Source organism: Paenibacillus campinasensis, from assembly GCF_002272015.1.
GTDB lineage: Bacteria > Bacillota > Bacilli > Paenibacillales > Paenibacillaceae > Paenibacillus_AQ > Paenibacillus_AQ campinasensis.
In genome coordinates, this window is record NZ_NPBY01000015.1 from 61,151 (window position 1) to 82,412 (window position 21,262).

Here is a 21,262-nt window from a genome sequence, read left to right on the forward strand (position 1 = left end):
ATAGGATGTGACAAGTGATAACCTAATAACCTAACGCAAAGGATACTCTACCTATGAAACGTAATCTGATCATTCTGGCGGTGCTCCTGCTGGCTGCAGGGGCGGTCATATATAATCAGGCCGGGCCGGAAATCAAGGCCGTCTTCATGGAGGAAGCACCTCTTCCTACCGAAGTGGGAGCCAGGGACGGGCTGCTGGCACCGTCGTTCACGCTGAAAGGCATGGATGATGCGACCTACAGTGCCGGCGGGCAGCGAGACAAAGCGATCATCGTGAACTTCTGGGCTTCCTGGTGCGATCCCTGCAAGGAAGAAGCGCCGGAGCTGATGAAGCTGGCGGCGAAGTATGAGCAGGATTTGGACGTTTATGGGGTCAATGTGACCAAGTATGATAATGAAAAGAACGCACGCGCTTTTGTGGAAGACTACGGATTGACCTATCCGATTCTGTTCGACCCGGATGGTGAGGTGTACGAGCAGCTGTACAAAGGCAAGGTATTCCCGACCAATGTGCTGATTGACAAAAACGGCGTCATTCAGGAGATCATTCTCGGAGCTCCGCGGCCGCAGGACCTGGAGAAGAAGGTAGCCAGACTTATTCGTTAATCGCTCGTTGTACTTTTATCACTTTACGTGCCTTTCGCATGGAGAAAAAAGCAGGCTCCTCTGGATGTTGGAGGACCTGCTTTTTTTTACGGTTATGCATGACTCATCGCACTCATTCATGTCCGGATCAATCTTAGTGGTTCACAAGCCCTTGCGGAATTTGCGTTTCCGATACATGCTCTGGCGTGATCTGTCCGAGCAGGGCGTAGCGCATACTGTCCACCAGCGCTTCCCAGCTCGCTTCAAGGACGTTGCTGGATACGCCGACGGTGTTCCAGGAACTCTCGATGTTCTTCGATTCGATCAGCACCCGAACCTTCGCGGCGGTAGCATCTTTGTCATCCAGCACGCGCACTTTGTAATCCGCCAGATGCATTTCCTTGAGCGTTGGGAAATACTGTACGAGCGCTTTGCGCAGCGCGTTGTCCAGCGCATTGACCGGACCGTTTCCTTCCGCGGCGGTGTAGATGCTCTCCCCAGCCACTTTGATTTTGACAAAAGCTTCAGAGACAACCGGTTGACCGGCCACTTTCTCCACCAGCATCTTGAACGATTCGAAGGTGAACAGCTCCTGCAGTTGGCCGTCCGCTTCACGCAGCAGCAGCTCCAAGGATGCATCGGCGCCTTCGAATTGGTAGCCTTGATGCTCAAGCTCCTTGATCTTGCCGATAATTTCCTTGGCTTTCTCGCTGCTTGGATCAAATTCAATCCCCATGTCATGCGCCTTGGATACGATGTTGCTCTGTCCGGCAAGCTCCGATACGAGCACGCGCTGCTTGTTGCCGACCTTCTCCGGCTCGATATGCTCGTACGTTCTCGAATCGCGCAAGATGGCCGATACGTGAATGCCGCCTTTATGGGCGAATGCCGCATTGCCGACATAAGGCTGATTGACCGGCATGTTCACATTGGCGATCTCGCTGACATAGCGGGCCGTGCTGGTCAGATTGCGAAGGTTGTTCTCCCCGATGCAGTCATAACCGAGCTTGAGCTGCAGGTTCGGGATGATGGAGCACAGATTCGCGTTGCCGCAGCGTTCGCCGTAGCCGTTCATCGTGCCCTGCACCTGACGTACACCGGCCTGGACGGCGCTTAATGTGTTGGCCACAGCCAGCTCGCAATCATTGTGGGTGTGGATGCCAAGATTGGCATCCGGCAAAATCGACGTCAAGGAGGTGACGATGTCCGAAATTTCGTTCGGCATGCTGCCCCCGTTCGTGTCGCACATGACGAGCCAGTCCGCCCCGGCTTCGTACGCTTTGGTCATGACCTGTGCGGCGTAATCCGGATTGTTCTTGAAGCCGTCGAAGAAATGCTCGGCATCGAAGATGACCTCAAGTCCTTTTTGTTTCAGGAAAGCGATGGAATCATAGATCATGGCCAGGTTCTCTTCGAGCGTGGTTTGAAGCGCCGTATGCACATGGAAATCCCATGACTTCCCGACCAGTGTCGCTGCGCTGACGCCGGACTCCACAATCCGCTGCAGATTGGCATCCTGATCGGCCACTGAGCCCTTGCGCCGGGTGCTTCCGAACGCAGTCACCTTCGAGGTCAGGCCAAGCTCCTTCACTCTTTTGAAAAATTCGATGTCCTTGCTGTTGCTTCCCGGAATACCGCCTTCAATATAATGAACTCCAAGCGCATTCAGCTTCAAGGCAATTTTGACTTTATCGTCCGCTGACAAGCTGATTCCTTCGCCCTGTGTACCGTCGCGAAGTGTCGTATCAAAGATGGATATGGACTTAGACATAATGTCCTCCTTTTGGATATCCGGGATGGACCACGGTAGTGATATAATGATGTATTATAGCATTTCTTTGCGGGAAAGTAACAGAGTATGTGAAACTTTTAAAGCGCTTTGTTTTCTTGACCCTTGCCAGAGGCGGGGGTATGCTGAAATCAGCCGTAACGATATCATGATTAAAGAGGGTTTGTTTCATGGGACATATTGATGAACATTATCCGGCGAATGGCCGCGTCATTCTTCATGTAGACATGAATGCCTTTTATTGTTCCGTGCATGAAGCGGAGGAGCCGGAGAAGTATCTTGGCAAGCCGACTGCGGTCGCGGGGAGCACCGAGCTTCGCAAAGGCGTGATCGTCACATGCTCCTACGCTGCCCGGGCCAAGGGAATCCGCACCGGGATGAACGTAAGGCAGGCGCTTCGTCTGTATCCGGACCTGATCATCATTGCGCCGGATTTCCATCTGTATCGCAAATATTCCCAAGCGTTTATGAATATTGCTTATTCCTATAGCCCGCTGCTGGAAGCGACGTCGATTGACGAGTGCTACCTGGACATTACCGGCTCGAAGCAGTTCGGAACCCCGCTTGATATCGCTCGGGAAATCCAGGAGCGCATCGGAGAAGAACTGTCCCTGCCGTGCTCGATTGGCATCGCTCCGAACAAGCTGCTGGCGAAGATGGCGTCCGATATGAAGAAGCCGCGCGGTCTGTCTGTGCTGCGCATCCGCGATGTGCCGAAGCTGCTGTGGCATAAGCCGTGCATCGAGCTGTTTGGCATCGGGGCCAAAACCGCCGAGAAGCTGAAGAAGCTGAATATTTACACAATCGGTCAGCTGGCTGCAGCCGACGAGAGCTTGCTGACCCACACCTTCGGCGTGACCGGCTCCTGGATGAAGAGGGCGGCTAACGGCATCGATCATGCGCCGGTTGTCGCGGAGCGCGAGCAGAGCAAGTCCATCGGGCATACAACGACGCTGCCGCATGATATTACAAGGCTTGAAGATGCGAAGCGTGTGTTCCTCAACCTGAGCGATCAGGTGGCACGGCGGCTTCGCCGACAGGGGCTGATGGCATCAGGCGTCCAGATTACGCTGCGCACGCCCGATATGAAGACGATTACCCGTTCCAAGCAGCTGCCAACTCCGACCGAGAATATGGAGGACATCTACAGGGAAGCCTGTCTATTGTACGAGCATCATTGGCGGGAAGAGAAGCCGCTGCGCCTGCTTGGCGTCACGCTGCAGCAGCTGACGCCGAAGGAGGCGTCGGCGATCCAGCTCGACTTGTTCGAATATGAGAAGCAGCCGCGCAAGGAGTCGCTGACCAAGGTGATGGACGAGCTGCGCAACAAATTCGGGGAAAGCGCCGTGCTGACCGCCGGCATGCTTAGCGATGATCCCTCGGCGCTGATTCGCAATCACAAGCGGAGGGGAACGTCCCTGCAGATGGATTTTGCCAGAGAGCGAAAGCTGGACGATGATGACGGGAGTTAGCATGCCGCTTCGGGAATCAGCCGCGTCCATATATGGTAGCTGCAGGCGGCTGAAATCGGGATTTGCCAAATGCTAAAATCAATATATTCAACAGAATTTCATTTGTATTCACAGAAAAATTGTATTAATATATGTAGAAGTGATGGGACTCACAATCATCTGGACAGGATGATGTGATGCTATAGATATACAGGAGGACGAGAGATATGGCGAAGTACACTTGGGTAGATAAAGACACCTGCATCGCTTGCGGCGCTTGCGGCGCAACGGCACCCGATATTTACGATTACGATGATGAAGGCCTTGCAGAGGTCATTTATAACGGCGACAACAACCGCGGAATCACAGAGATTCCTGAGGATATGTACGACGATATGCAGGATGCGTGCGACGGATGTCCAACCGACTCCATTCGCGTAGCTGACGAGCCGTTTAACGAAGAATAAGCGACGGCTATTACGGCATTCGGCTTTCGATCAAGGCATCAAGTTTATACCACCGGCACTCATATAAGACGTCTCCTGCTAGCGGGGACGTTTTTTTATTATGTTGAATGTCATCTCATCGGCTCGACCTGCAAGTCACGAAAGGGAAAAGGTTATGAGTAACGGGCTGTCCGTAAACGCTTCTCACAACTTGAGAGGGGTGTTTATTATGGAGGATATGCGGGTTCATACATATTATGCGGCAAGCTGCCGATATACAGGTATAGATGAATGAGAAGTGGAGGTTCTGGATGTGAAGAACTCGCTGTACCTCAAACGATATGTGGAAATGCATCCGGATAACAAGATGGCATGGTACTTGCTGGGGAAAGAATACGAGCAGGCCGGGGAGCAGGGCAAAGCCAACTACTGTTACAACCGGGCTGAGGAAGTATATGAGGCTTTTGAGCTAAGCAAGGTGCCTTCTGATATATGGAAAAATTACGAGGCTAGACTGCTGCAGATGGAGAAGGAGAGAGAGAAACGCCGCCGCAGAATGAGACGCATGCTGCTGGCGCTCATGCTGCTTCTCCTGGCCTTCATCCCTGCGGTCAAGGCGCCCGGCGTCCCGAGCTCGCCCGAGGAAATTCTCGCCTCGATCAACAGCCTTGAGCTGGCCGATCCGGGTGCAGACCGCGAAGCGGCGTCCCCTTCGCGGCGGGGGCCGCTGTTTACCGCCGTAGCTGCGAAGGCGCAGGCGGCGGGCGCCGGCGGCGGTCCCGAAAGCACGGGTCCGCTGCCGGCGCTGCTGTCCAGCCCGGACCAGCTGCCGCCGTGGTCGGTCGCGCTCGGCATGGAGCGCTCCGGGGACTGGCTGCGCTGGAGCCGGGATATGCCGCGGCTGTATGGCGTGCACCGGGCTTCGTCCGGGGCGATCGCCATCGAGCCGTATGAAGGAGCGGCGGCGGAATGCGTATGCGAGCCGGCCGACAGCTCGTCCCTGAAGCAGGCAGCCGCGAAGTGGGCGGACCTGCAGCTGGAGACGGCTGTGCTGAGCGAGGCCGCAAGCCAATTTCGGGCGCGGCATGGCCGGCTGCCGCACAGCCTGGACGAGCTGACGCAGCCGTTCCCGGACAATTGGCTGGCCGGCAGATCCCCTGCGATGGAAGCGATGTTCGATCCGCTGATGGAGCATCTGGCCGGCCTTGCAGGGCGTCCGGAAGAGGACGGCGGCGAAGCGCCGCTTGGGCAGTGGGGCACTTCCCCGGACGGGCTTCCGTACTTCACCGAGCCGCTTGAAGTCATTATCGACCGCAAGCATCACCGGCTGGCGGTCGTAAGCGGCTCGATCCTCATCCGGAATTACGAGGTTGGCCTGGGCGGTGCCAAAACGCCGCTCGGCCAGTTTCAAATCGATGTGAAGGTGGTCAATCCCAACGGAACGACCAAAGGCCCCTACGGCACACGGGGGATGCAGCTGTCAGATACCGATTATGCGATTCACGGCACCTATGACCTGGACAGCATTGGCGCGAACGAGTCGGAAGGCTGCATTCGCATGAGCATCGCCGATGTCGAGGAGCTGTTTGATCTGGTGCCGATGGGCACGCCGGTGAAGATACAGGATGGGGGACTCCCGGGCGAGCGGCTTGTCCCGAAAGAGCGCTTCAAGCTCAAGCTGGCCAAGGGGCAGCAGAACCCAAGCGAGGAGTACCACTGGCTGGATTAAGGCTGGGCCAGAATAATGAGAATGATGATCAGAAGAATAAGAAGAGCGATGCTTGAGCCGATCCACCACAGGGCTTTCTTGTTGACCTCTTCTTTTTTCTGCTGTAATACTGGCGGTTTTCGTTTGGATGCCAAGATGCTTCCCCTCTTTCTTAAGGATTTATGATACCCCTTACATTTTATAAGGTTTGTCCCGAAATTGCTATGATCACGATTCTCTCTTGCGGGGCCGAATGGAACGTTATAACTTTCTTTTTTTGATGGAAAAGGATAAACTGAAGGGTAGAGAAATTAACTGGATGAGAGGAAGTAATGATGTGTTATATCGCCAAATAGGCAAACCTATCTTTTTCAAAATGGATCCGGAGAAAGCCCATCATCTTGTAATTGGAGGGCTTGGCCGCACCGCCGGACTGCCGGGCGGAGAAACCGTCCTGCGCAGCATGTACGGCGTCAAGGAAACCCCGGATCTGGCTGTAGATCTGTTCGGCATGCATTTTCCGACCCCGGTCGGACTGGCTGCCGGTCTGGATAAAAACGCGCAGGCGGTCAAGGGCTTCTCGTCCATCGGCTTTGGCTTTATGGAAGTGGGGACCGTGACGCCGAAGGGGCAGCCGGGGAACGAGCAGCCAAGGCTGTTTCGCCTGCCGCCGGATGAGGCGCTCATCAACCGGATGGGCTTTAACAACGAAGGCGCAGAGGCGATGGCACGCAGGCTGTCGGCATTCAAGCGGCGCCCGATTCCGATTGCCGTGAACATCGGCAAGAACAAAACGACGCCAAACGAGGAAGCGAACGCCGATTATGAGGCCTGTATTCGCACCCTGTATCCATATGGCGATTTCTTCGTGGTGAACATCAGCTCACCGAATACGCCGGACCTGCGCAGCTTGCAGCATGGCAGCGAGCTGGCTTCCCTGCTGCAGGCCGTGATGGCGGAGATGGAGCGGCAGGCCGAGAAGCACGGGCAGTCGAAGGCCGTGCTGGTGAAGATCGCTCCGGATGTGAGCGATGAAGAATTGGAATTTATGGTGAATACGATCAGCGCAAGCGGCGTATCCGGCATTATAGCGACCAATACGACGCTGTCGCGCGAGGGGTTAACGCATGGGCATGCGAAGGAGACGGGCGGACTCAGCGGCAAGCCGCTGCGCGACCGTTCCACTGACATCGTAGCCCGAATTTATAAGCAGACCGGCGGCTCGCTGCCGATTATCGGCTCTGGCGGCATCTTCACTGCCGAGGACGCCTACCGCAAAATCCGGGCGGGAGCCAGTCTGGTTGAAATTTATACGTCATTGATATACGAAGGACCCGAGGTGAATCGCAAGCTCCACTCTGGCCTGAGGGAGCTGCTGCGCCGCGATGGCTACAGCCACATATCCGAGGCGGTCGGGGCTGACCATCGTTAAGGGGTAATGGACAGGAGGCAGGAGCAATGGACGTTAGAGACTGGGGGACATTTTTGCTTCCTTATGAGCAGACTGTTGAAGAATTGAAGGTTAAATTCAAGACGATGCGCGCGGAGCTCAAAAAGCGGGAAGAATATGCGCCCATTGAATTCGTAACCGGACGGGTAAAGCGAATCTCCAGCATCCTGGACAAGGCAAAACGATTGCAAGTGCCGATGGATCAGCTGGAGACCGGCATTGAGGATATTGCCGGCATTCGCATCATGTGCCAGTTCGTGGAGGACATCCGGCGGGTTGCGGAATATATTCGCGCCCGCAAGGATTTGACGGTGCTGTACGAGAAGGATTATATTACGAATTTTAAGGAAAGCGGCTATCGCAGCTTCCATATGATTATCGAATATCCGGTACAGACCGCGCTTGGACAGAAGAAGGTGCTGGCGGAGATTCAAATCCGTACATTGGCAATGAATTTCTGGGCGACGATTGAGCATTCGCTCAGCTATAAATACAGGGAGAGCCTCCCCGAAGAGATCAAGATGCGGCTGAAAAAGGCCGGGGAAGCCGCCAATACGCTGGATAATGAGATGTCGAGCATCCGCGAGGAGATTTTGGAGGCGCAAAAGCAGTTTGAGGACAATTCCAACATTACGGCACAGGTGCTGCATGCGATCCATCAGCTCTATTTTTTCCATCTGGTGAACGAGGCCATTTCCTTCCAGGAGCGCTTTAATGTGTTGTGGCAGGCGCATGATATGGATGCGATCAAGGATATGCTGGATGAAGTGAAGCAGATGCTGGCCGAAGCCAAGAAGAAAGTTTCCGATTATGAACTATGAGCCGTTATATGTAGCTTTCCTCGTATATTTCAACCGCGACCAGGATTATTTCGAATGCCATGAGGTGCTGGAGGAATTGTGGCTGAAGAAGGACCGGGATCCGAGGTATAAAGGGCTGCTGCAGGTCGCTGTCGGGCTGTATCACTTTCGCAACGGCAACATTCGCGGCGGATACAAGATGCTGTCCAGCGCAGCTGAAAGGCTTAAGCCTTATGCTGAGGATGAGCTAGGGATCCGGCTCGGCAAGCTTGTTGGGCAGGTCCAAGATTACGCCGGAAGGCTGGCTAATTATGAAGCCCATCCGTTTCCTTATGCCGATCTGACGATTGAGATCTGGGACCCGAAGCTGCGGCGTGCAGTTGAACAGGCTGGAGCAGAGATAAAGCCGAATATTCCGCAGCGGCGCAAGCCAACCCGGGGCAAGAACAACGAGACGAAATAGAAAGAAGGGCTGCTCCACGCAGGTAGATCATAGAATCTACGGGGTGGGCAGCCCTTGCTTCTTGCTTCTGTTCATGGAACCTGCCGTATACAGCTTATAAAGATGATGACGGTAGTCGAGGCGATGCTCAGCCGATCAGCGGATTAGAGCGGATCAGGATTCAGCGCCTTTGTATTTGTCGTCGATAAACTGTTTGATTTCGTCGAGGGATTTGCCTTCCTCGTTCAGGCGTTTGGCGTCCTGAAGCTCCGTGAGGCAGATGCCGCACTGGGCGCCGTGGTCGGTCCAGGTCACTTCGCCGTCCGCGGTCTCCGCGATAAAGCAGCGATAGAGGGAATCATGATAGCCGTGCTGCTCGTCCATACAGCCGCAGTAGCATTTAATCTCCTTCAGAATAGCTTCAAGCTCGCCGACTGCAGCATAGGTTGCTTGCGTATTGTCTGTATAGCTCGACAAAAATGTCGGCATTTCCGTAAGGCTGGCCGTCGTCTCGTACCGTTCGGACTCGGCGCCGTGATGATGCTCCAGGGCGGACGGCTTACCGCCGCAGGCAGCCAGCAGCATGCCGGTGATGGCCAGCGTCAGCAGGACAGCGCGGGCACGGTTCATGATGTGCTCCCCTCCTTATACTTGTCAAAGAATGCTCTGAAATCGTCGACATCGAATCCGTTTTCCGCTCCTGGGGAAGCCAGGCCGCCCACGATGCGTTCTTTCTCTACACCGTTCTCGAAATAGACGAGAGTTGGTGTGAATTCGATATTGTAGGATCTCCAGCCCTTCTGGAATTCGCGGAGGTTATACTGGTGAAGGGTCACTCCGGACTCGTCTGCCAGAGGCATCAGCTCCGGTGTTGTCACGCGGCAGTGCGGACAGTCGGACGCAAAGAAATACACGAAGAAGCTTTCTTGGTCCTGCACCTTCTGCTCCAGTTGATCAGGCAGAATAATCTGCTGGTAGTTCGGGTCATCCAGAATTTCCCGAGTCGCCGGATTCAGTTCGGACACCTTTTTCCCGCCGTACAGCTCGCTTTTCTCCCCTTGGGTATTCAGGAAGATAAGCGCGCCGATCAAGATGAGGAAAATGCCGCCGAACACATATAAACCGGTGTAGCTTTTTTTCTTGCCGCGGCTCATTGACCCACCCCCTTATCATCAATAATAAAAGTTAGGAACTTGTCCTTTGTAACAGGCTATATTATACAATATAAAAAGTCACAGCGGAACATTCGAAAGTCCTCATCGAATCTTCAAATTACCAATACAACATCAAACTATACAGAACAGGCAGGTACGAATATGGCTTTACATCTGCCTTCGCCGTTCCAGGCGAAGATGAAATCACTATTAGGAAGCAACTTTGACGATTTTATGAATTCCTATCACGAGAGCCCGCATGCCGGGATTCGGGTGAACACCCTCAAAATATCCAATGAACAGTTCCGGGAAATTTCACCGTTTGCACTTGAACCCGTACCGTGGTGCCCTACCGGCTACTATGTCGAGGACGGCGCCCGCCCGGGACGGCACCCATATTATCATGCAGGGCTGTACTACATACAGGAGCCAAGCGCCATGTCGCCGGTGGAGCTGCTGGATGTTCAGCCGGGAGACCGGGTGCTGGATCTGTGTGCGGCGCCGGGAGGGAAGTCGACTCAAATTGCAGCCAAGCTGGGCGGGCAAGGCGTGCTGATCAGCAACGACCTGAACCCGGACAGGACCAAGGCGCTTGCGAAAAATCTGGAGATGTGCGGAGTAAGAAACGCCATCGTGCTGAATGAACAGCCGGATCGGATTGCCGAGGCGTTCCCTGCCTATTTTGATAAAATATTGGTCGATGCCCCCTGCTCGGGGGAAGGCATGTTTCGTAAGGACGAGTCGATGCTGAAATACTGGGAGGCGTCCTCGCCGCTCGTGTTTGCAGAGATGCAGCGGGACATTCTGCGGTCCGCAGCGAACATGCTGGCGCCGGGAGGAACGATGGTCTATTCAACCTGCACCTTCTCGCCGGAGGAGAATGAAGGCATGATCGCCGCGTTTCTGGAGGAGCATTCAGAGTTCTCCGTAATTCCGATTGACGCTTCCTTTGGCTTCGCCTCCGGAGAAACGGCGTGGCTGCAGCGCCATGGTCTGGCGATGAGCGAGGCGCTTCGTGAACAGATTGCGGGAACCGGCAGGCTCTGGCCTCACAAGGTTCGGGGGGAAGGGCACTTTGTTGCCGTCCTAGCAAAAGAGGGCGAGGCTAATCGCGATGAGGAGCCGTGGTCTCTTCCGCATGTGAATGGGCAGATGACTGGTGGCGAAGCTGCGCTGGCCGCAACCTCCCGCCAGGAGGGCAACAACTCCCGGAAGAGCAAGGCAGAGCTGAAGGCGGCTCGTCACGGCCACAAGGACAGAAACAGGAAGGAAGCGTCCGGGAGCCGAGGCAGCGGCAAAGACGCGCTGGCGTTCGCGGGGGATTTGGGCCCGTTTATGGAGTTCATCCATGAACAGCTGCGCGTCGATCTGCAAGGGCATGTCGTGGTATATGGCAGTCAGATTTATATTTCTGCGCTGCCGGAGAAGGAGCGTCTGAGCCAGCTCAAAACAGTAAGGCCCGGCTGGTATGCCGGTCAGCTGAAGTCCGGCCGTTTCGTTCCCGGCCATCCGCTGGCCGTTGCCTTGAAGGCGGAGGAAGCGGCCAGGCATGTCAATCTGTCCTCGGCGGACGGTGAGGCTGTCCGGTATTTGAAGGGAGAGACGCTGACCGTGGACGAGGAGAGGATCATCTGTCATCCGGGTATCGAAACGAAGGGATATGTGTTAGTCTGTATAGACGGATATTCGGCCGGCTGGGGCAAGTGGCAGGCCGGAATGTTGAAGAATGAGTACCCTGCCGGCTGGAGGTGGACCTCGGTATGAGTTCAAAGGGAAGAACGACGATGCGGCTGGACAAGCTGCTTGGCAATATGGGGTTTGGCACGAGAGCGGAGCTGAAGAAGCTGGCCAAGGCCGGATGGATTACAGTGAACGGAGAGACCATCAAGGATCCGGGCAAACATGTGGACCCCGCCTCGGACACGATTGTTTTCGATGGGGAGCCTGTGCTGTACCGGGAGTTTGTGTACATTATGCTGCACAAGCCTCAGGGGGTTATATCGGCGACAGAGGATATGAGAGAACGGACGGTGCTGGATCTTCTGGACCCGCCGTACCGCGCTTTTGAACCGTTTCCGGTAGGTAGACTGGACAAGGATACGGAGGGGCTGCTGCTGCTGACCAACGATGGCAAGCTTGCTCATGAGCTGCTGTCTCCCAAGAAGCATGTGCCGAAAACATATGAAGCCATTGTGGAAGGCCGGGTCGATGAACAGGATATTGTTCAGTTTGCCCGGGGCGTCATCCTGGATGATGGTTACGTCACGATGCCGGCAGAGCTGACGATTCAATCCTGTGAGGAACAGGCGGAGGGCAGCTTTATTTCACGAATTTCGCTGATCATTCAGGAAGGGAAGTTTCATCAGGTGAAGCGGATGTTCCAGGCGGTAGGGAAGAAGGTAGTCTATCTGAAGCGGGTGCGCATGGGCGATCTCCGGCTGGATGAATCACTGCCGCTGGGCGCTTACCGGGAGCTGACGGCGGAAGAGCTGGCTGCGATCGGAAGGTAACCTGGTCCTTGCCCGCCAAACTCGAATCGTGTATGGTAAGGTTCAGCTTGCAGGTCGCTTCGCTTGCGGCGTCTTGCATGTTTGAATATATATATATCATGGTCAAAGGATGGGTGGAGAAATGACGTACAAACTGGTAGCTTTGGATGTGGACGGGACACTGTTGAACGATGAACATGAAATGACGGAGCGCACCAAAAATACGGTGATGGAGGCGGCCAGGCAGGGAATTGAAATCGTGCTGTGCACGGGCCGTGGTCCACAGAACTCCATTCCGTTCATGGAGAGAATGGGGCTGGAGGGCTATGTGATCAGCCATAACGGCGCTGCTACGGTGGAGGTGGCTACTCGTACAATTGTGCATCAATTCGAGATGGACCGTGGGGGACTGACACCGTTCATGGAGTATTGCCGCGAGCAAGGGATTCATTTTGACATTAACACGGCCTTTGAGATGTATGTGGATCATGTGGAGGAGCTTGCCGGTCCGGTGCGCTACATGTATGAAAACTTCCTGATGATGCCGAGCAATCTGCCAGCCTGGGAGGCGCTTGCGGACCCGGTTGTGAAATTCACGGCCTTCGGGGAATCGGCTGATCTGGACCGTGTGTTTGAAGCGTGGAGCAAGTGGACGCTCCCGTTCAATATGCTGCGCAGCGGCGAGTATTTCATCGATCTGATGCATCAGGAGGCCTCCAAGGGCAACGCGCTCGCACAACTGGCGGCGAAGCGGGGCTACAAGCCGGAAGAGGTGCTGGCGATTGGCAATTACTACAATGATATTACGATGCTCACCTATGCCGGTATGGGCATAGCGATGGACAATTCCCCGGTGGAGGTCAAGGCGGCAGCCGACGCGATTACGGCCTCCAACAATGAGGATGGCGTGCATGAAGCGCTGGTGAAGTACTGCTTGTCTTGAATGTAAGGGCCGGGATATGAAGAAAAAGGACCTGACGGAAGCGGCGTGCGCCGAGTTCGCGACAGATTAGCTTGTAATCGATCTGTTTGCGATAGAAGCGCTACAGGCTGCTCTTCCGTTTGGTCCTTTTGTGTTTGTAATAATGGTCCGGCTAGCGCAGTGAGCGAAGCCCTTTAGGCAGATGGTTCTTCAGCTGGCCGCTGCTGGCTTTGCCCCAGCCGACAGGCAGTCCGTCTGTCGTCACAAGCGTCCAGCCGCGGTAGTCAGGGTCGACCGGCAGCGTCTCGCCGCGCAGAAACGCGGCGATTTCCGGCGAATCGGCGGACAGATTCCAGCTTCTTGCGGCCTGCTCGGGACGGGAAGCCATCGCGAGGGCGTGAGCGGGTTCAATCCGGTTCTTCTTCAAATGCGCGAGATGAAGGCCGGCACGGGGGATTTTGAGGCCCCGAAGCTGCCGCTCGGTCCAGGTCCAAGACGCGTTCTCCGGCAGCCAGTACAGCTCGTCTCCGAACAATAACGGACGGCCGGATGTCGGTACGAATCCGGGAAGATCCTCTCTGGCCCATTCCAGAAAAGCCTGGTAGGCCGCTTGTTCAGGCGCTTGCTTGGCACGCTTCCCGCCTCTGCCAGCAGGCCTCGTATCTTGAACGCCCCCTTCGAGCTCATCGGAAGCGCCACCCCTCTTCCTTACTACGGCTACGAAATGTCCTTCCCCGCGCTGCAAATGCGGCCAGAATCGCTCCATCTTGAGCAGCTCCAGGTCCGGATATTGAGCGAGCATTCGCTCCACCATCTCTTCATTCTCGGCCTTGTTGAACGTACAGGTGGAGTAAGCAAGCGAACCGCCAGGCTTCAGCATGACGTAAGCCTCCTGGATGATGTCCCATTGGCGGGCTGCACACAGCTCTACGAGCGCAGGCGACCATTCCTCGATGGCGCCGGGATCTTTCCGGAACATGCCTTCGCCCGAGCAGGGCGCATCCAGCATGATTCGGTCGAAGCTGGCCGGGAATCTCCGGGCCAGCTCATCCGGAGCGGCGCAGGTGACAACCGCATTATCAATTCCCATTCGTTCTACGTTCTCTGCAAGAATCCGAGCCCGTTCGGGGTGAATTTCATTGGACACGAGCAGGCCCTTTCCTGTCATTTTGGAGGCGATGTGCGATGTCTTTCCCCCGGGGGCCGCGGCGAGATCAAGAACGGTTTCGCCGGGTTGCGGATTCAGCATTTCCACGGCTGACATGGCCGAGGGCTCCTGAATATAATATAGTCCGGCAGCGTGGTACGGATGACGGCCTGGCCGCATGGTCTCCTCATAATAATAACCATCCGCACACCATGGAACCGGGGTCAGCTCAAACATGGAAATCAGGGCGCGAACGGCTTGATCGGCTCCATCCGACTTCAGCCGGTTCAGCCGAAGGCCGTGGGTGCGCGGTGCGTTGTAACTATCCAGAAATTCATCCAGCGTTTCACCCGCAAGTTCCTTCATCCCGGAAACAAACGCCGCTGGCAGTTTTTCCTCTCCCATCGGTACAGCTCCTTTTATGTAAGAAAAATGGTGCGTAATCTGTGATGTCAGCTTAGACGGTCACTACAAGGTCGCGTTAAGCTAAGCTGGACTTCCGGCAGCCGCTTCCCTGGATTTAGGGGATGCCTCCTTCATGGAGCGGTAATCGGTGACTTTATTTTTGCCAGTCGTTTTGGAGCGATACATCGCCTGATCGGCTTGCTTCATCAGCTCGTCGCCCTGCACGCCCTGGCGCAGTACACTGAAGCCAACGCTGATGGTGACGATCGTCTCGCTTGCGACTCTGGCGCGAATGCTCTCGGCTACCTGGGCAGGCTTGACCTTGCGGTCAACGACGAGGGCCACCAGCTCTTCACCGCCATAGCGTCCAGTTAGGCCGATTCCATCCAGCTCCTCCTGCATGATCGCAGCGACTTGCTGCAGCACTTCGTCCGCCTTGGCATGACCTTGCGTGTCGTTCAGCTTCTTGAAATTGTCGATGTCGCAGAAGATAACCGCGATCTTCAGCTGCTGCTCCACATACTGCTCCAGATGCTTCGTGAAATGCTTGCGATTATACAGCCCGGTCAGGCCATCGGTGATCGAGGAACGGTAAATCGACTGCATCAGCTCGACAATGCGCCGGAACAGGACAAAAAACACAATAGCATAAAAGATAACCGGCAGAAATGGCACCGTGTTGTTCAGTGCCGGCGGCATCGTCAGACCGTAGCCGGATGCTGTTTTCATTGCTGCCCAAACCGCATAGGTGAGAAGTCCGATCGTGTATTTGACCGGCTGTCCGATTTTTTTAGGGATTCGGAGCAGGCACAGCACAATGACGGCCCCGTGCATCAGATCGAAGCTGACCTTCTGCCATAGCGGATCCACCGGAAAAGGAAGTACGGCAGGCAGAATCAGCAGAGCCAGAATCGCCAGTGTGAACAGAAGCGGCATCCAGAAATGGCGCTTCTTCATTCTCCGATATAATAGCAGGACCGCGGTGTTTAACAGAGCGAAGGAGAATAGCTGGAGGGCATGCGGGGTTGCGGAAGTCGCCCCGAGTGCAGGCGCTGTCCCCAAAGCCGAATGGATGTTCAGTCCTTCGTATGTCATAATAAAGAAGAACGCTGCCGCCATATAGATATAGGCCTTCTTGCGCTGCTTGGTGTACATAAACAGACACATCATCAACATCATCAAGGCGATACACAAGCTGCAGACGGCCGCGATCAACGGCAACAAAGAGGGCCAAGAGGCCGCTTGATAAGACAAATGGACTCACTCCTGATAGGGATAGGTTTCCTTTGCATGAAACATATGTTCTAATATATCATAACGAAAAAGTATCTGAAAAGAGATTAGAGAAAGGGGGATTCCCCATGAAACTACTTCAAGCCTTATTTTTTCCTCCGGAACAGCCTGGCGGCGTCTCTTCCATGATTCCTTATCTTCAGGAACGGTTTCATTCCCCTCGCTGGGAAATGGAGCTGTTCTGGCTTCCGAAACGGATCCGCAACAAGGGCCAGGAGGAGCCGATATTCCATACCTTTGATTGGAGAGAGTTCGAATCCAGCCCTGTCGTCGCCAAGTATATTCAGACTTACCGCGATTACCTGTGGTGGACCCGTCTTCGAATCCAAAAGCCATATGATCTTATCCATAGCCATCATCCGATTCCAGGCATGGCCATGAAGGCGGTCTTCCCGGATACGCCCCTGATTCAGACCGTGCACTCCAGTTACGAAAGAGAGCTTATTCTGAACGGAAGAATCAAGGAGAACGGGCTTGAGCACCGCTTTCTCGTTTCCTTATATAAAGAGCTGGAGTTTATCAGCGATCGGCTGATGACCGTATCGAACTCATTCAAACATTATATGACGCCTTACGTAGAACGCCCTGAAGACATCGGCGTGATTCCGAACGGCTTTGATGAGAAAAGATTCAAGCCTGTCCCTCATGAAAATGTCGTGCCTCAGCTGATTACGGTGTGCCGGCTCGTCCCAGCCAAAGGGCTGGACGTTCTGCTTAAAGCATGCGCCGAGCTGAAGGAGCGGGGTCATGATTATGTCCTGCATATTATCGGGGACGGTCCTTCCCGGCAGGAGCTGGAGGAAATGGCGAAGGAGCTTGGTATATACCAGGAGACGATTTTTTACGGATATACCCTTCATCCGGAGGAGTTTATGCCGTTCTTCGATATTTTTGTACTGCCGTCCAGAGCCGAGGCGTTCGGATCGGTGTTCGCAGAGGCTGCGCTGAGCTGTCTGGCGCTGGTGGGAACGAATGTTGGCGGTATAGCGGAGCAGATTGAGGATGGGGTTAACGGCCTGCTGGTGCCGCCGGAGGACCCGATGGCACTGGCAGACGCTTTGGAGAAGGTGATCGGCGATCCGCTGTATCGCTACGAGCTTGCGCGGACCGCCTGGGACAAGGCGAAGAATCAATATTCCCTGTCTCGTTCCGTCAATGAGCTGAAGAAAATGTATTTGCAGTTTCGCCCTCGGTGAAAAGAACCGTTGTGTCAGAAGGGAGCAGCAGCGAGCTTTCGCTTTATTCCCGAAGTGCAGGCTTGCCGAACAAGGTGAGCCGCAGCACCCATAATAGACAGAGCGCTCCGAACATTGGGTACAGCAGCGACAACAGCGAACTGAAGCCAAACTGGCTGAATATATAGCAGAAGAGCATGATGCCAAGTGTGATGATGCGTGGCGACAGCGTGGTCCGTTGCTGGACCAACAGGGTAATGCCATAAATATTGGCTACAAAGGTGCTGAAAATTTCCAGGAAGATCAGCATCAGATAGATGATTTGCACCACCAGGCCAAGCTGGTTGGCGATGCTGCCCATCGGAATTTCATACTGAGATATGCCGGGCATTTGGGCTGACATCGCGAAATGGGCTGCCATCAGCATGAATCCGACGCCTGTGCCGCCGATAATTCCTCCCCATTTTACCGCGCGGTGACTGTCGGTTTGACTGCCAAGCGGAACGAGGACCGGCATGGCCATCACCAGGTTGAAGGCGGTGTAGAGCAGCGGGGCTATCCAGGCATAGGACAAGGGATGGTCGGATGTCAGTGTCAGGAACCGGGAGGAGCCCGGGGAATGAATCGTTTGCGATATAATGACAAGCGACAGCGTGAGCATCATGGGAACGACAAAGCTGTTCATCGTCATGATGGAGCGAATGCCTTTGCGCAGAATAAAATAGGTGCCGATCATGGTCACGAATAGCCCCGTCTGGTAGCTAAGGTTCAGATGCTCCATAAATACCGAGCCGGCTCCGGCCAGCATAATGCTGTTGACGCCCAGCAAAATAACAAACATGAACAGGCTGATCCATCCGCCCGATCGTTCGCCGAAGAGATGTTTGTTCAAGTCTTCGAATGATTTGGCCTGAATGCGCCTGGATATAATCATGATTTTAGTTCCGAGCCAAATGAACAGCCCTGTAGCGAGCACGATCGTGATGGTAGCCCAATACCCGTATTGGGTAAAAAACTCCATGATTTCGCGTCCGGTAGCAAAGCCGGCACCCACGATCGTTCCGATGTATGTAAATGCGATTTGAAATACCCGAAAATGGTTTCGCAAGCGTCCCCAGCCTCCCCCGTATCTGCTTCTCTCATCTGTTCCTATAGTACAAGGTATGCCTGTCTGGGCTGGGACATGACTCCGACCTGTCCCTATTTCAGTGTGAGTGATATGTCATATACACTGGGTCCGCTGGGTGGTATAAAGATGTTAATGTAAGATAATGTTCCCTGCCAGGTTAGAAGAGGAGAGAAGGAACGTCGTTTATACTTGCCGGGCACCGATGATTTATGTTACTTTTACGTCAAAGGATTGGGTGGGAGGTCAACGTATGGAGTGGTTAAAGGAACGAATTATGCGTGAGGGTGTTGTGCTCTCGGATCAGGTGCTGAAGCTGGATGCGCTGTTGACGCATCAGGTGGACCCGGCACTGATCATGGAGATGGGCCGTGAATTTGCCGAAAGATTCAAGGAGCAAGAAGTGACCAAGGTCGTGACGCTGGAGTCATCCGGCATCTCGGTTGCCTTTGCAACCGCACATCATCTCGGCGTGCCAATGGTATTTGCCCGGCGTAAAAAAACGCTGTTGGCCGATCCTGATGCATTAAGCGAACGCGTGCCGTCTTTTACGAAAGGGATCGTAACGGACATTATGGTATCTCGCCAGTTTATTACTGAGAATGACCGGGTGCTGTTCATCGATGATATCATTGCCAACGGCGATGCTGCCCGGGGGCTGATCAAGATCATACATCGAGCCGGAGCGAGGCTGGTCGGGCTCGGTGTGGTGATCGAGAAGAGTTTTCAGGCCGGAGCGCGTACGCTCAGAGAGCAGGATGTTCGGGTCGAATCGCTGGTCGACATCACGTCTTTGGAGAATGGACAGGTTCATTTTGGTAAATAAAATCATGACATGTTGCGTTATTCCAGCCTAAAAATTCAAGCAACGACTTTTCGCTAGGGCCATTTTGCCGTATAATAAAGGAGTAGGCAATAGAGAGGAGGCAGCACCATGGGGAAACAACCTGTAACCGAGCCGTTCCTGATTGAGAAGCTGAATGAAGCGAAAATTCATTTCGAACGCGCTCTGGATTGTAAGCATACGGAGTTCGATGATCTTTATCCCTATATGATTGAACATCCTCAGTTTTTCTGGTATAAGCGTTATGTTGCCTGGTCGGAATTGCTGACGATTGCCGGTCTGTGTGAGGAGCTTTCCTTCGATTGGAGAGAACAGTTCACTCCTCAGCAGGTGGAGTATATAGAGAAACGTGTCATGTCTTCAACGGTTCTGGATTTCTGGTACGAGAAGAATGACAGCATTGAGCCGGCCCAGCGCTAAAGGCTCGAAACCGAATACCCGAAAGACCTAAATGACCTCATTTAGGTCTTTTTTTAAGACCAAAACGAAATACGAGTGAGGGAGGCTGAAGATATGAGTATGATCAGTGATGAACGTTTGGACGAGCTTCGGCTGTCAGGTGAGCGGGTTCGCGTGGTGCGTGATGAACTGGAGAGCAACGATGTGATTGGCATCGTTGTGGCCTGGGACCCGACCCATGTGATTATTCGCCGCAGAAACCGGCGCGTTGTGAAATTAGACCGGAATTACAGCTACCAGCTGTACAGCGAGCCGCGCCAAAGTCGCCTGGAGGACAATTAAGCGACCTTTCCGAGAGTCTGAGAACTGACCCAGTACAACTGTGAATCCGGTGCCCCTGTGCGAATAGATCAGCTAATGGACGGATATCTTATACTGGAATACTGGGAAACAGACCATTAGGAGAGAGGTGCACACAAGCGATGGAATTGTCACAGGATAAAGTGTCGGCTTATAAAAACGAAATCACCAATATGAAGCAGTCCATGCCTGAAATGACGGAGGCATATCATCAATTCACAGGCGTCTGCTTTCGTGAAGGCGAGCTGGACGAAAAGACAAAGCAGTTGATTGCGCTTGGCATCAGCCTGTTTGCCAACAATGAGCTGTGTACGTTGTACCATATGCAGGAGGCCCGCTCCAAGGGGGCTTCAGAGCAGGCGATCATGGAGGCAGTAGCGGTCGCATCAGCAGCGAGCGCTGGACATGCCATGGCACAGGGACTTATGCGCGTGCAGCCCAATCTACACTAGGTAGCACGAGGCGCTGCATCCAAGATCAAGATGATAGCAAAGAATTAGCCGCTTTCCGGTGGGGAGAGCGGCTTTTTCGATGGGATAAGGGAGACTCGGAAAGTTATCGCTAAAGTTATCGCTAAAGTTATCGTTAAAGTTATCGATAAATTTAGCGATAGAAGGAACTGCCATAATAAAGTAGCCATTGTCGCTGCTCAGCATGAGTATGGGGCAAGGATGGCCTGATTCAGTGTGAGGCAGCAGCAGCGTGCGGCTGACCGGGACCAGGATCGCTTGCATGTAGCCCGAGGTAAGCCCGCATCCGCTCCATCATCTCCTTGCGGAAGGACGGCCACAGGATTGTTATGGACCCGACATAACCTCGGCACGCGTAACGGGCTTCAATACCGTCGTTCCCCTTGCGGATGTCATACACCTTGATGGTGCGCCTGCTGAATTCCTGCTTCACTTCGCGAAGCAGGATCGCCGCCTGCTTGGCGCCGTTGCCGACAACTTCCACATAGAGCTGCGGGGTCTTGAATACGCCGCTTTCCTGAATAACCCGGCAGTCCCGCTCAAATACTTTGTGAATGAAGGTCAGCAGCAGATAGCTTTTGATCAGCGCGCGTTCTTCCGAGGTAACAGCCGGTATGGCCATTATGTCCACCACCCTTTATATAGAAAATGTTTATTTAATGAGAACTTATGTTCTTATTTTAACCGAAAGTATCGAAAATAATCAAGTTTTAAAAAAAGTGTTGACTCGATTATTAAGCCGTGATATTATATATCTTGTCGCCGCGATAAGTAACTACTGAAGATACCATTGCGATGGACAACATAT

Annotated in this window: 23 protein-coding genes; 15 read left to right on the top strand and 8 right to left on the bottom strand. The window is 54.0% G+C overall.

Annotated features, from left to right (window positions below; genetic code table 11):
- Nucleotides 1-53 precede the first annotated feature (53 nt).
- Nucleotides 54-605 carry a TlpA family protein disulfide reductase gene (locus CHH67_RS05605; RefSeq protein ID WP_095264008.1) on the top strand — a complete coding sequence of 184 codons (552 nt, stop codon included), beginning with the start codon at nucleotides 54-56 and terminating at the stop codon, nucleotides 603-605.
- 133 nt (nucleotides 606-738) lie between these two features.
- Here CHH67_RS05605 and cimA read toward each other — a convergent pair whose 3' ends face one another.
- A complete protein-coding gene (cimA, locus tag CHH67_RS05610; protein WP_095264009.1) occupies nucleotides 739-2,355 on the bottom strand; it encodes a citramalate synthase in 1,617 nt (538 codons plus the stop codon).
- A 188-nt stretch (nucleotides 2,356-2,543) separates the two neighbouring features.
- On the opposite strand from cimA, the gene CHH67_RS05615 reads away from it, so the two are divergent.
- From CHH67_RS05615 to CHH67_RS05625, 3 genes are all read left to right on the top strand, one after another.
- Nucleotides 2,544-3,845 (top strand): DNA polymerase IV, encoded by a 1,302-nt coding sequence (locus CHH67_RS05615; RefSeq protein ID WP_095264011.1) that lies wholly within the window; start codon nucleotides 2,544-2,546, stop codon nucleotides 3,843-3,845.
- Nucleotides 3,846-4,051: 206 nt separating this feature from the next.
- Complete coding sequence (locus tag CHH67_RS05620) at nucleotides 4,052-4,291, top strand: ferredoxin (RefSeq protein WP_095264012.1); 240 nt, start codon at nucleotides 4,052-4,054, stop codon at nucleotides 4,289-4,291.
- A 292-nt stretch (nucleotides 4,292-4,583) separates the two neighbouring features.
- Nucleotides 4,584-5,999: a L,D-transpeptidase gene (locus CHH67_RS05625; RefSeq protein ID WP_095264014.1), complete on the top strand. Its 1,416-nt coding sequence runs from the start codon at nucleotides 4,584-4,586 to the stop codon at nucleotides 5,997-5,999.
- Here CHH67_RS05625 and CHH67_RS26115 read toward each other — a convergent pair.
- Entirely contained in the window at nucleotides 5,996-6,133 is a 138-nt protein-coding gene (locus CHH67_RS26115) for a hypothetical protein (RefSeq protein ID WP_176475501.1), read from the bottom strand. The two genes, CHH67_RS05625 and CHH67_RS26115, sit on opposite strands and share 4 nt — an antisense overlap.
- A 182-nt stretch (nucleotides 6,134-6,315) precedes the next feature.
- Here CHH67_RS26115 and CHH67_RS05630 point away from each other — a divergent pair, with 182 nt between their 5' ends.
- Genes CHH67_RS05630 through CHH67_RS05640 form a run of 3 tightly spaced genes read left to right on the top strand, consistent with a single transcriptional unit; the run spans nucleotide 6,316 to nucleotide 8,691 of the window.
- Nucleotides 6,316-7,410, top strand: coding sequence for a quinone-dependent dihydroorotate dehydrogenase (locus CHH67_RS05630; RefSeq protein WP_176475508.1), 1,095 nt, complete (start codon nucleotides 6,316-6,318; stop codon nucleotides 7,408-7,410).
- Nucleotides 7,411-7,436: 26 nt separating this feature from the next.
- The gene (yjbM, locus tag CHH67_RS05635; protein WP_095264017.1) at nucleotides 7,437-8,249 is read left to right on the top strand and encodes a GTP diphosphokinase; all 813 of its coding nucleotides are present in this window, start codon (nucleotides 7,437-7,439) and stop codon (nucleotides 8,247-8,249) included.
- Nucleotides 8,239-8,691, top strand: a complete 453-nt coding sequence (locus CHH67_RS05640) for a DUF309 domain-containing protein (protein WP_179292062.1) — start codon at nucleotides 8,239-8,241, stop codon at nucleotides 8,689-8,691. The genes yjbM and CHH67_RS05640 overlap by 11 nt, the downstream gene beginning before the upstream one ends.
- Nucleotides 8,692-8,844: 153 nt before the next feature.
- Here the strand turns inward: CHH67_RS05640 and CHH67_RS05645 are convergent, their stop codons facing one another.
- Together CHH67_RS05645 and CHH67_RS05650 are read right to left on the bottom strand one after the other, a co-directional pair.
- On the bottom strand, nucleotides 8,845-9,300 hold the full coding sequence (locus CHH67_RS05645; protein ID WP_095264020.1) for a PCYCGC motif-containing (lipo)protein: 456 nt from the start codon (nucleotides 9,298-9,300) through the stop codon (nucleotides 8,845-8,847).
- Complete coding sequence (locus CHH67_RS05650; protein ID WP_095264021.1) at nucleotides 9,297-9,824, bottom strand: thioredoxin family protein; 528 nt, start codon at nucleotides 9,822-9,824, stop codon at nucleotides 9,297-9,299. Before CHH67_RS05650 ends, CHH67_RS05645 begins: the two co-directional genes overlap by 4 nt.
- Nucleotides 9,825-9,986: 162 nt before the next feature.
- Between CHH67_RS05650 and CHH67_RS05655 the strand changes: the two genes are divergently transcribed.
- The 3 genes from CHH67_RS05655 (at nucleotide 9,987) to CHH67_RS05665 (ending at nucleotide 13,256) form a co-directional block, all read left to right on the top strand.
- Entirely contained in the window at nucleotides 9,987-11,588 is a 1,602-nt protein-coding gene (locus CHH67_RS05655; protein ID WP_095264023.1) for an RsmB/NOP family class I SAM-dependent RNA methyltransferase, read from the top strand.
- Nucleotides 11,585-12,334 carry a pseudouridine synthase gene (locus tag CHH67_RS05660; RefSeq protein WP_095264024.1) on the top strand — a complete coding sequence of 250 codons (750 nt, stop codon included), beginning with the start codon at nucleotides 11,585-11,587 and terminating at the stop codon, nucleotides 12,332-12,334. Before CHH67_RS05655 ends, CHH67_RS05660 begins: the two co-directional genes overlap by 4 nt.
- 121 nt (nucleotides 12,335-12,455) lie before the next feature.
- On the top strand, nucleotides 12,456-13,256 hold the full coding sequence (locus CHH67_RS05665) for a Cof-type HAD-IIB family hydrolase (RefSeq protein WP_095264026.1): 801 nt from the start codon (nucleotides 12,456-12,458) through the stop codon (nucleotides 13,254-13,256).
- Between the two features lie 151 nt (nucleotides 13,257-13,407).
- Here CHH67_RS05665 and CHH67_RS05670 read toward each other — a convergent pair whose 3' ends face one another.
- A complete protein-coding gene (locus tag CHH67_RS05670; RefSeq protein ID WP_095264028.1) occupies nucleotides 13,408-14,787 on the bottom strand; it encodes an RsmB/NOP family class I SAM-dependent RNA methyltransferase in 1,380 nt (459 codons plus the stop codon).
- Between the two features lie 81 nt (nucleotides 14,788-14,868).
- The gene (locus tag CHH67_RS05675; protein WP_095264029.1) at nucleotides 14,869-16,041 is read right to left on the bottom strand and encodes a GGDEF domain-containing protein; all 1,173 of its coding nucleotides are present in this window, start codon (nucleotides 16,039-16,041) and stop codon (nucleotides 14,869-14,871) included.
- A gap of 107 nt (nucleotides 16,042-16,148) precedes the next feature.
- Here CHH67_RS05675 and CHH67_RS05680 point away from each other — a divergent pair, with 107 nt between their 5' ends.
- Complete coding sequence (locus CHH67_RS05680; protein WP_095264031.1) at nucleotides 16,149-17,276, top strand: glycosyltransferase family 4 protein; 1,128 nt, start codon at nucleotides 16,149-16,151, stop codon at nucleotides 17,274-17,276.
- A gap of 43 nt (nucleotides 17,277-17,319) precedes the next feature.
- Here the strand turns inward: CHH67_RS05680 and CHH67_RS05685 are convergent, their stop codons facing one another.
- Nucleotides 17,320-18,363 carry a YkvI family membrane protein gene (locus CHH67_RS05685; RefSeq protein ID WP_095264033.1) on the bottom strand — a complete coding sequence of 348 codons (1,044 nt, stop codon included), beginning with the start codon at nucleotides 18,361-18,363 and terminating at the stop codon, nucleotides 17,320-17,322.
- A 271-nt stretch (nucleotides 18,364-18,634) separates the two neighbouring features.
- On the opposite strand from CHH67_RS05685, the gene CHH67_RS05690 reads away from it, so the two are divergent.
- From CHH67_RS05690 to CHH67_RS05705, 4 genes are all read left to right on the top strand, one after another.
- The gene (locus tag CHH67_RS05690; protein WP_095264034.1) at nucleotides 18,635-19,207 is read left to right on the top strand and encodes a xanthine phosphoribosyltransferase; all 573 of its coding nucleotides are present in this window, start codon (nucleotides 18,635-18,637) and stop codon (nucleotides 19,205-19,207) included.
- Nucleotides 19,208-19,315: 108 nt separating this feature from the next.
- Complete coding sequence (locus CHH67_RS05695; protein WP_095264036.1) at nucleotides 19,316-19,645, top strand: hypothetical protein; 330 nt, start codon at nucleotides 19,316-19,318, stop codon at nucleotides 19,643-19,645.
- A gap of 99 nt (nucleotides 19,646-19,744) precedes the next feature.
- Entirely contained in the window at nucleotides 19,745-19,966 is a 222-nt protein-coding gene (locus tag CHH67_RS05700) for a hypothetical protein (RefSeq protein ID WP_095264049.1), read from the top strand.
- A 140-nt stretch (nucleotides 19,967-20,106) separates the two neighbouring features.
- Nucleotides 20,107-20,436 carry a carboxymuconolactone decarboxylase family protein gene (locus tag CHH67_RS05705; protein WP_095264038.1) on the top strand — a complete coding sequence of 110 codons (330 nt, stop codon included), beginning with the start codon at nucleotides 20,107-20,109 and terminating at the stop codon, nucleotides 20,434-20,436.
- Between the two features lie 229 nt (nucleotides 20,437-20,665).
- On the opposite strand, the gene CHH67_RS05710 is transcribed toward CHH67_RS05705, so the two are convergent.
- A complete protein-coding gene (locus CHH67_RS05710; protein WP_095264040.1) occupies nucleotides 20,666-21,076 on the bottom strand; it encodes a YhjD family protein in 411 nt (136 codons plus the stop codon).
- Nucleotides 21,077-21,262 lie beyond the last annotated feature (186 nt).

What these genes read in the sequence shown, in the direction of transcription:
- CHH67_RS05690 (WP_095264034.1), top strand. Translation starts at nt 18,635, where the DNA reads ATGGAGTGGTTAAAGGAACGAATTATGCGTGAGGGTGTTGTGCTCTCG.
- CHH67_RS05605 (WP_095264008.1), top strand. Translation starts at nt 54, where the DNA reads ATGAAACGTAATCTGATCATTCTGGCGGTGCTCCTGCTGGCTGCAGGG.
- CHH67_RS05705 (WP_095264038.1), top strand. Translation starts at nt 20,107, where the DNA reads ATGGAATTGTCACAGGATAAAGTGTCGGCTTATAAAAACGAAATCACC.
- CHH67_RS05615 (WP_095264011.1), top strand. Translation starts at nt 2,544, where the DNA reads ATGGGACATATTGATGAACATTATCCGGCGAATGGCCGCGTCATTCTT.
- CHH67_RS05710 (WP_095264040.1), bottom strand. Translation starts at nt 21,076, where the DNA reads ATGGCCATACCGGCTGTTACCTCGGAAGAACGCGCGCTGATCAAAAGC.
- cimA (WP_095264009.1), bottom strand. Translation starts at nt 2,355, where the DNA reads ATGTCTAAGTCCATATCCATCTTTGATACGACACTTCGCGACGGTACA.
- CHH67_RS05655 (WP_095264023.1), top strand. Translation starts at nt 9,987, where the DNA reads ATGGCTTTACATCTGCCTTCGCCGTTCCAGGCGAAGATGAAATCACTA.
- CHH67_RS05660 (WP_095264024.1), top strand. Translation starts at nt 11,585, where the DNA reads ATGAGTTCAAAGGGAAGAACGACGATGCGGCTGGACAAGCTGCTTGGC.
- CHH67_RS05680 (WP_095264031.1), top strand. Translation starts at nt 16,149, where the DNA reads ATGAAACTACTTCAAGCCTTATTTTTTCCTCCGGAACAGCCTGGCGGC.
- CHH67_RS05670 (WP_095264028.1), bottom strand. Translation starts at nt 14,787, where the DNA reads ATGGGAGAGGAAAAACTGCCAGCGGCGTTTGTTTCCGGGATGAAGGAA.
- CHH67_RS05620 (WP_095264012.1), top strand. Translation starts at nt 4,052, where the DNA reads ATGGCGAAGTACACTTGGGTAGATAAAGACACCTGCATCGCTTGCGGC.
- CHH67_RS05650 (WP_095264021.1), bottom strand. Translation starts at nt 9,824, where the DNA reads ATGAGCCGCGGCAAGAAAAAAAGCTACACCGGTTTATATGTGTTCGGC.
- CHH67_RS05645 (WP_095264020.1), bottom strand. Translation starts at nt 9,300, where the DNA reads ATGAACCGTGCCCGCGCTGTCCTGCTGACGCTGGCCATCACCGGCATG.
- CHH67_RS05640 (WP_179292062.1), top strand. Translation starts at nt 8,239, where the DNA reads ATGAACTATGAGCCGTTATATGTAGCTTTCCTCGTATATTTCAACCGC.
- CHH67_RS05665 (WP_095264026.1), top strand. Translation starts at nt 12,456, where the DNA reads ATGACGTACAAACTGGTAGCTTTGGATGTGGACGGGACACTGTTGAAC.
- CHH67_RS05700 (WP_095264049.1), top strand. Translation starts at nt 19,745, where the DNA reads ATGATCAGTGATGAACGTTTGGACGAGCTTCGGCTGTCAGGTGAGCGG.
- CHH67_RS05695 (WP_095264036.1), top strand. Translation starts at nt 19,316, where the DNA reads ATGGGGAAACAACCTGTAACCGAGCCGTTCCTGATTGAGAAGCTGAAT.
- yjbM (WP_095264017.1), top strand. Translation starts at nt 7,437, where the DNA reads ATGGACGTTAGAGACTGGGGGACATTTTTGCTTCCTTATGAGCAGACT.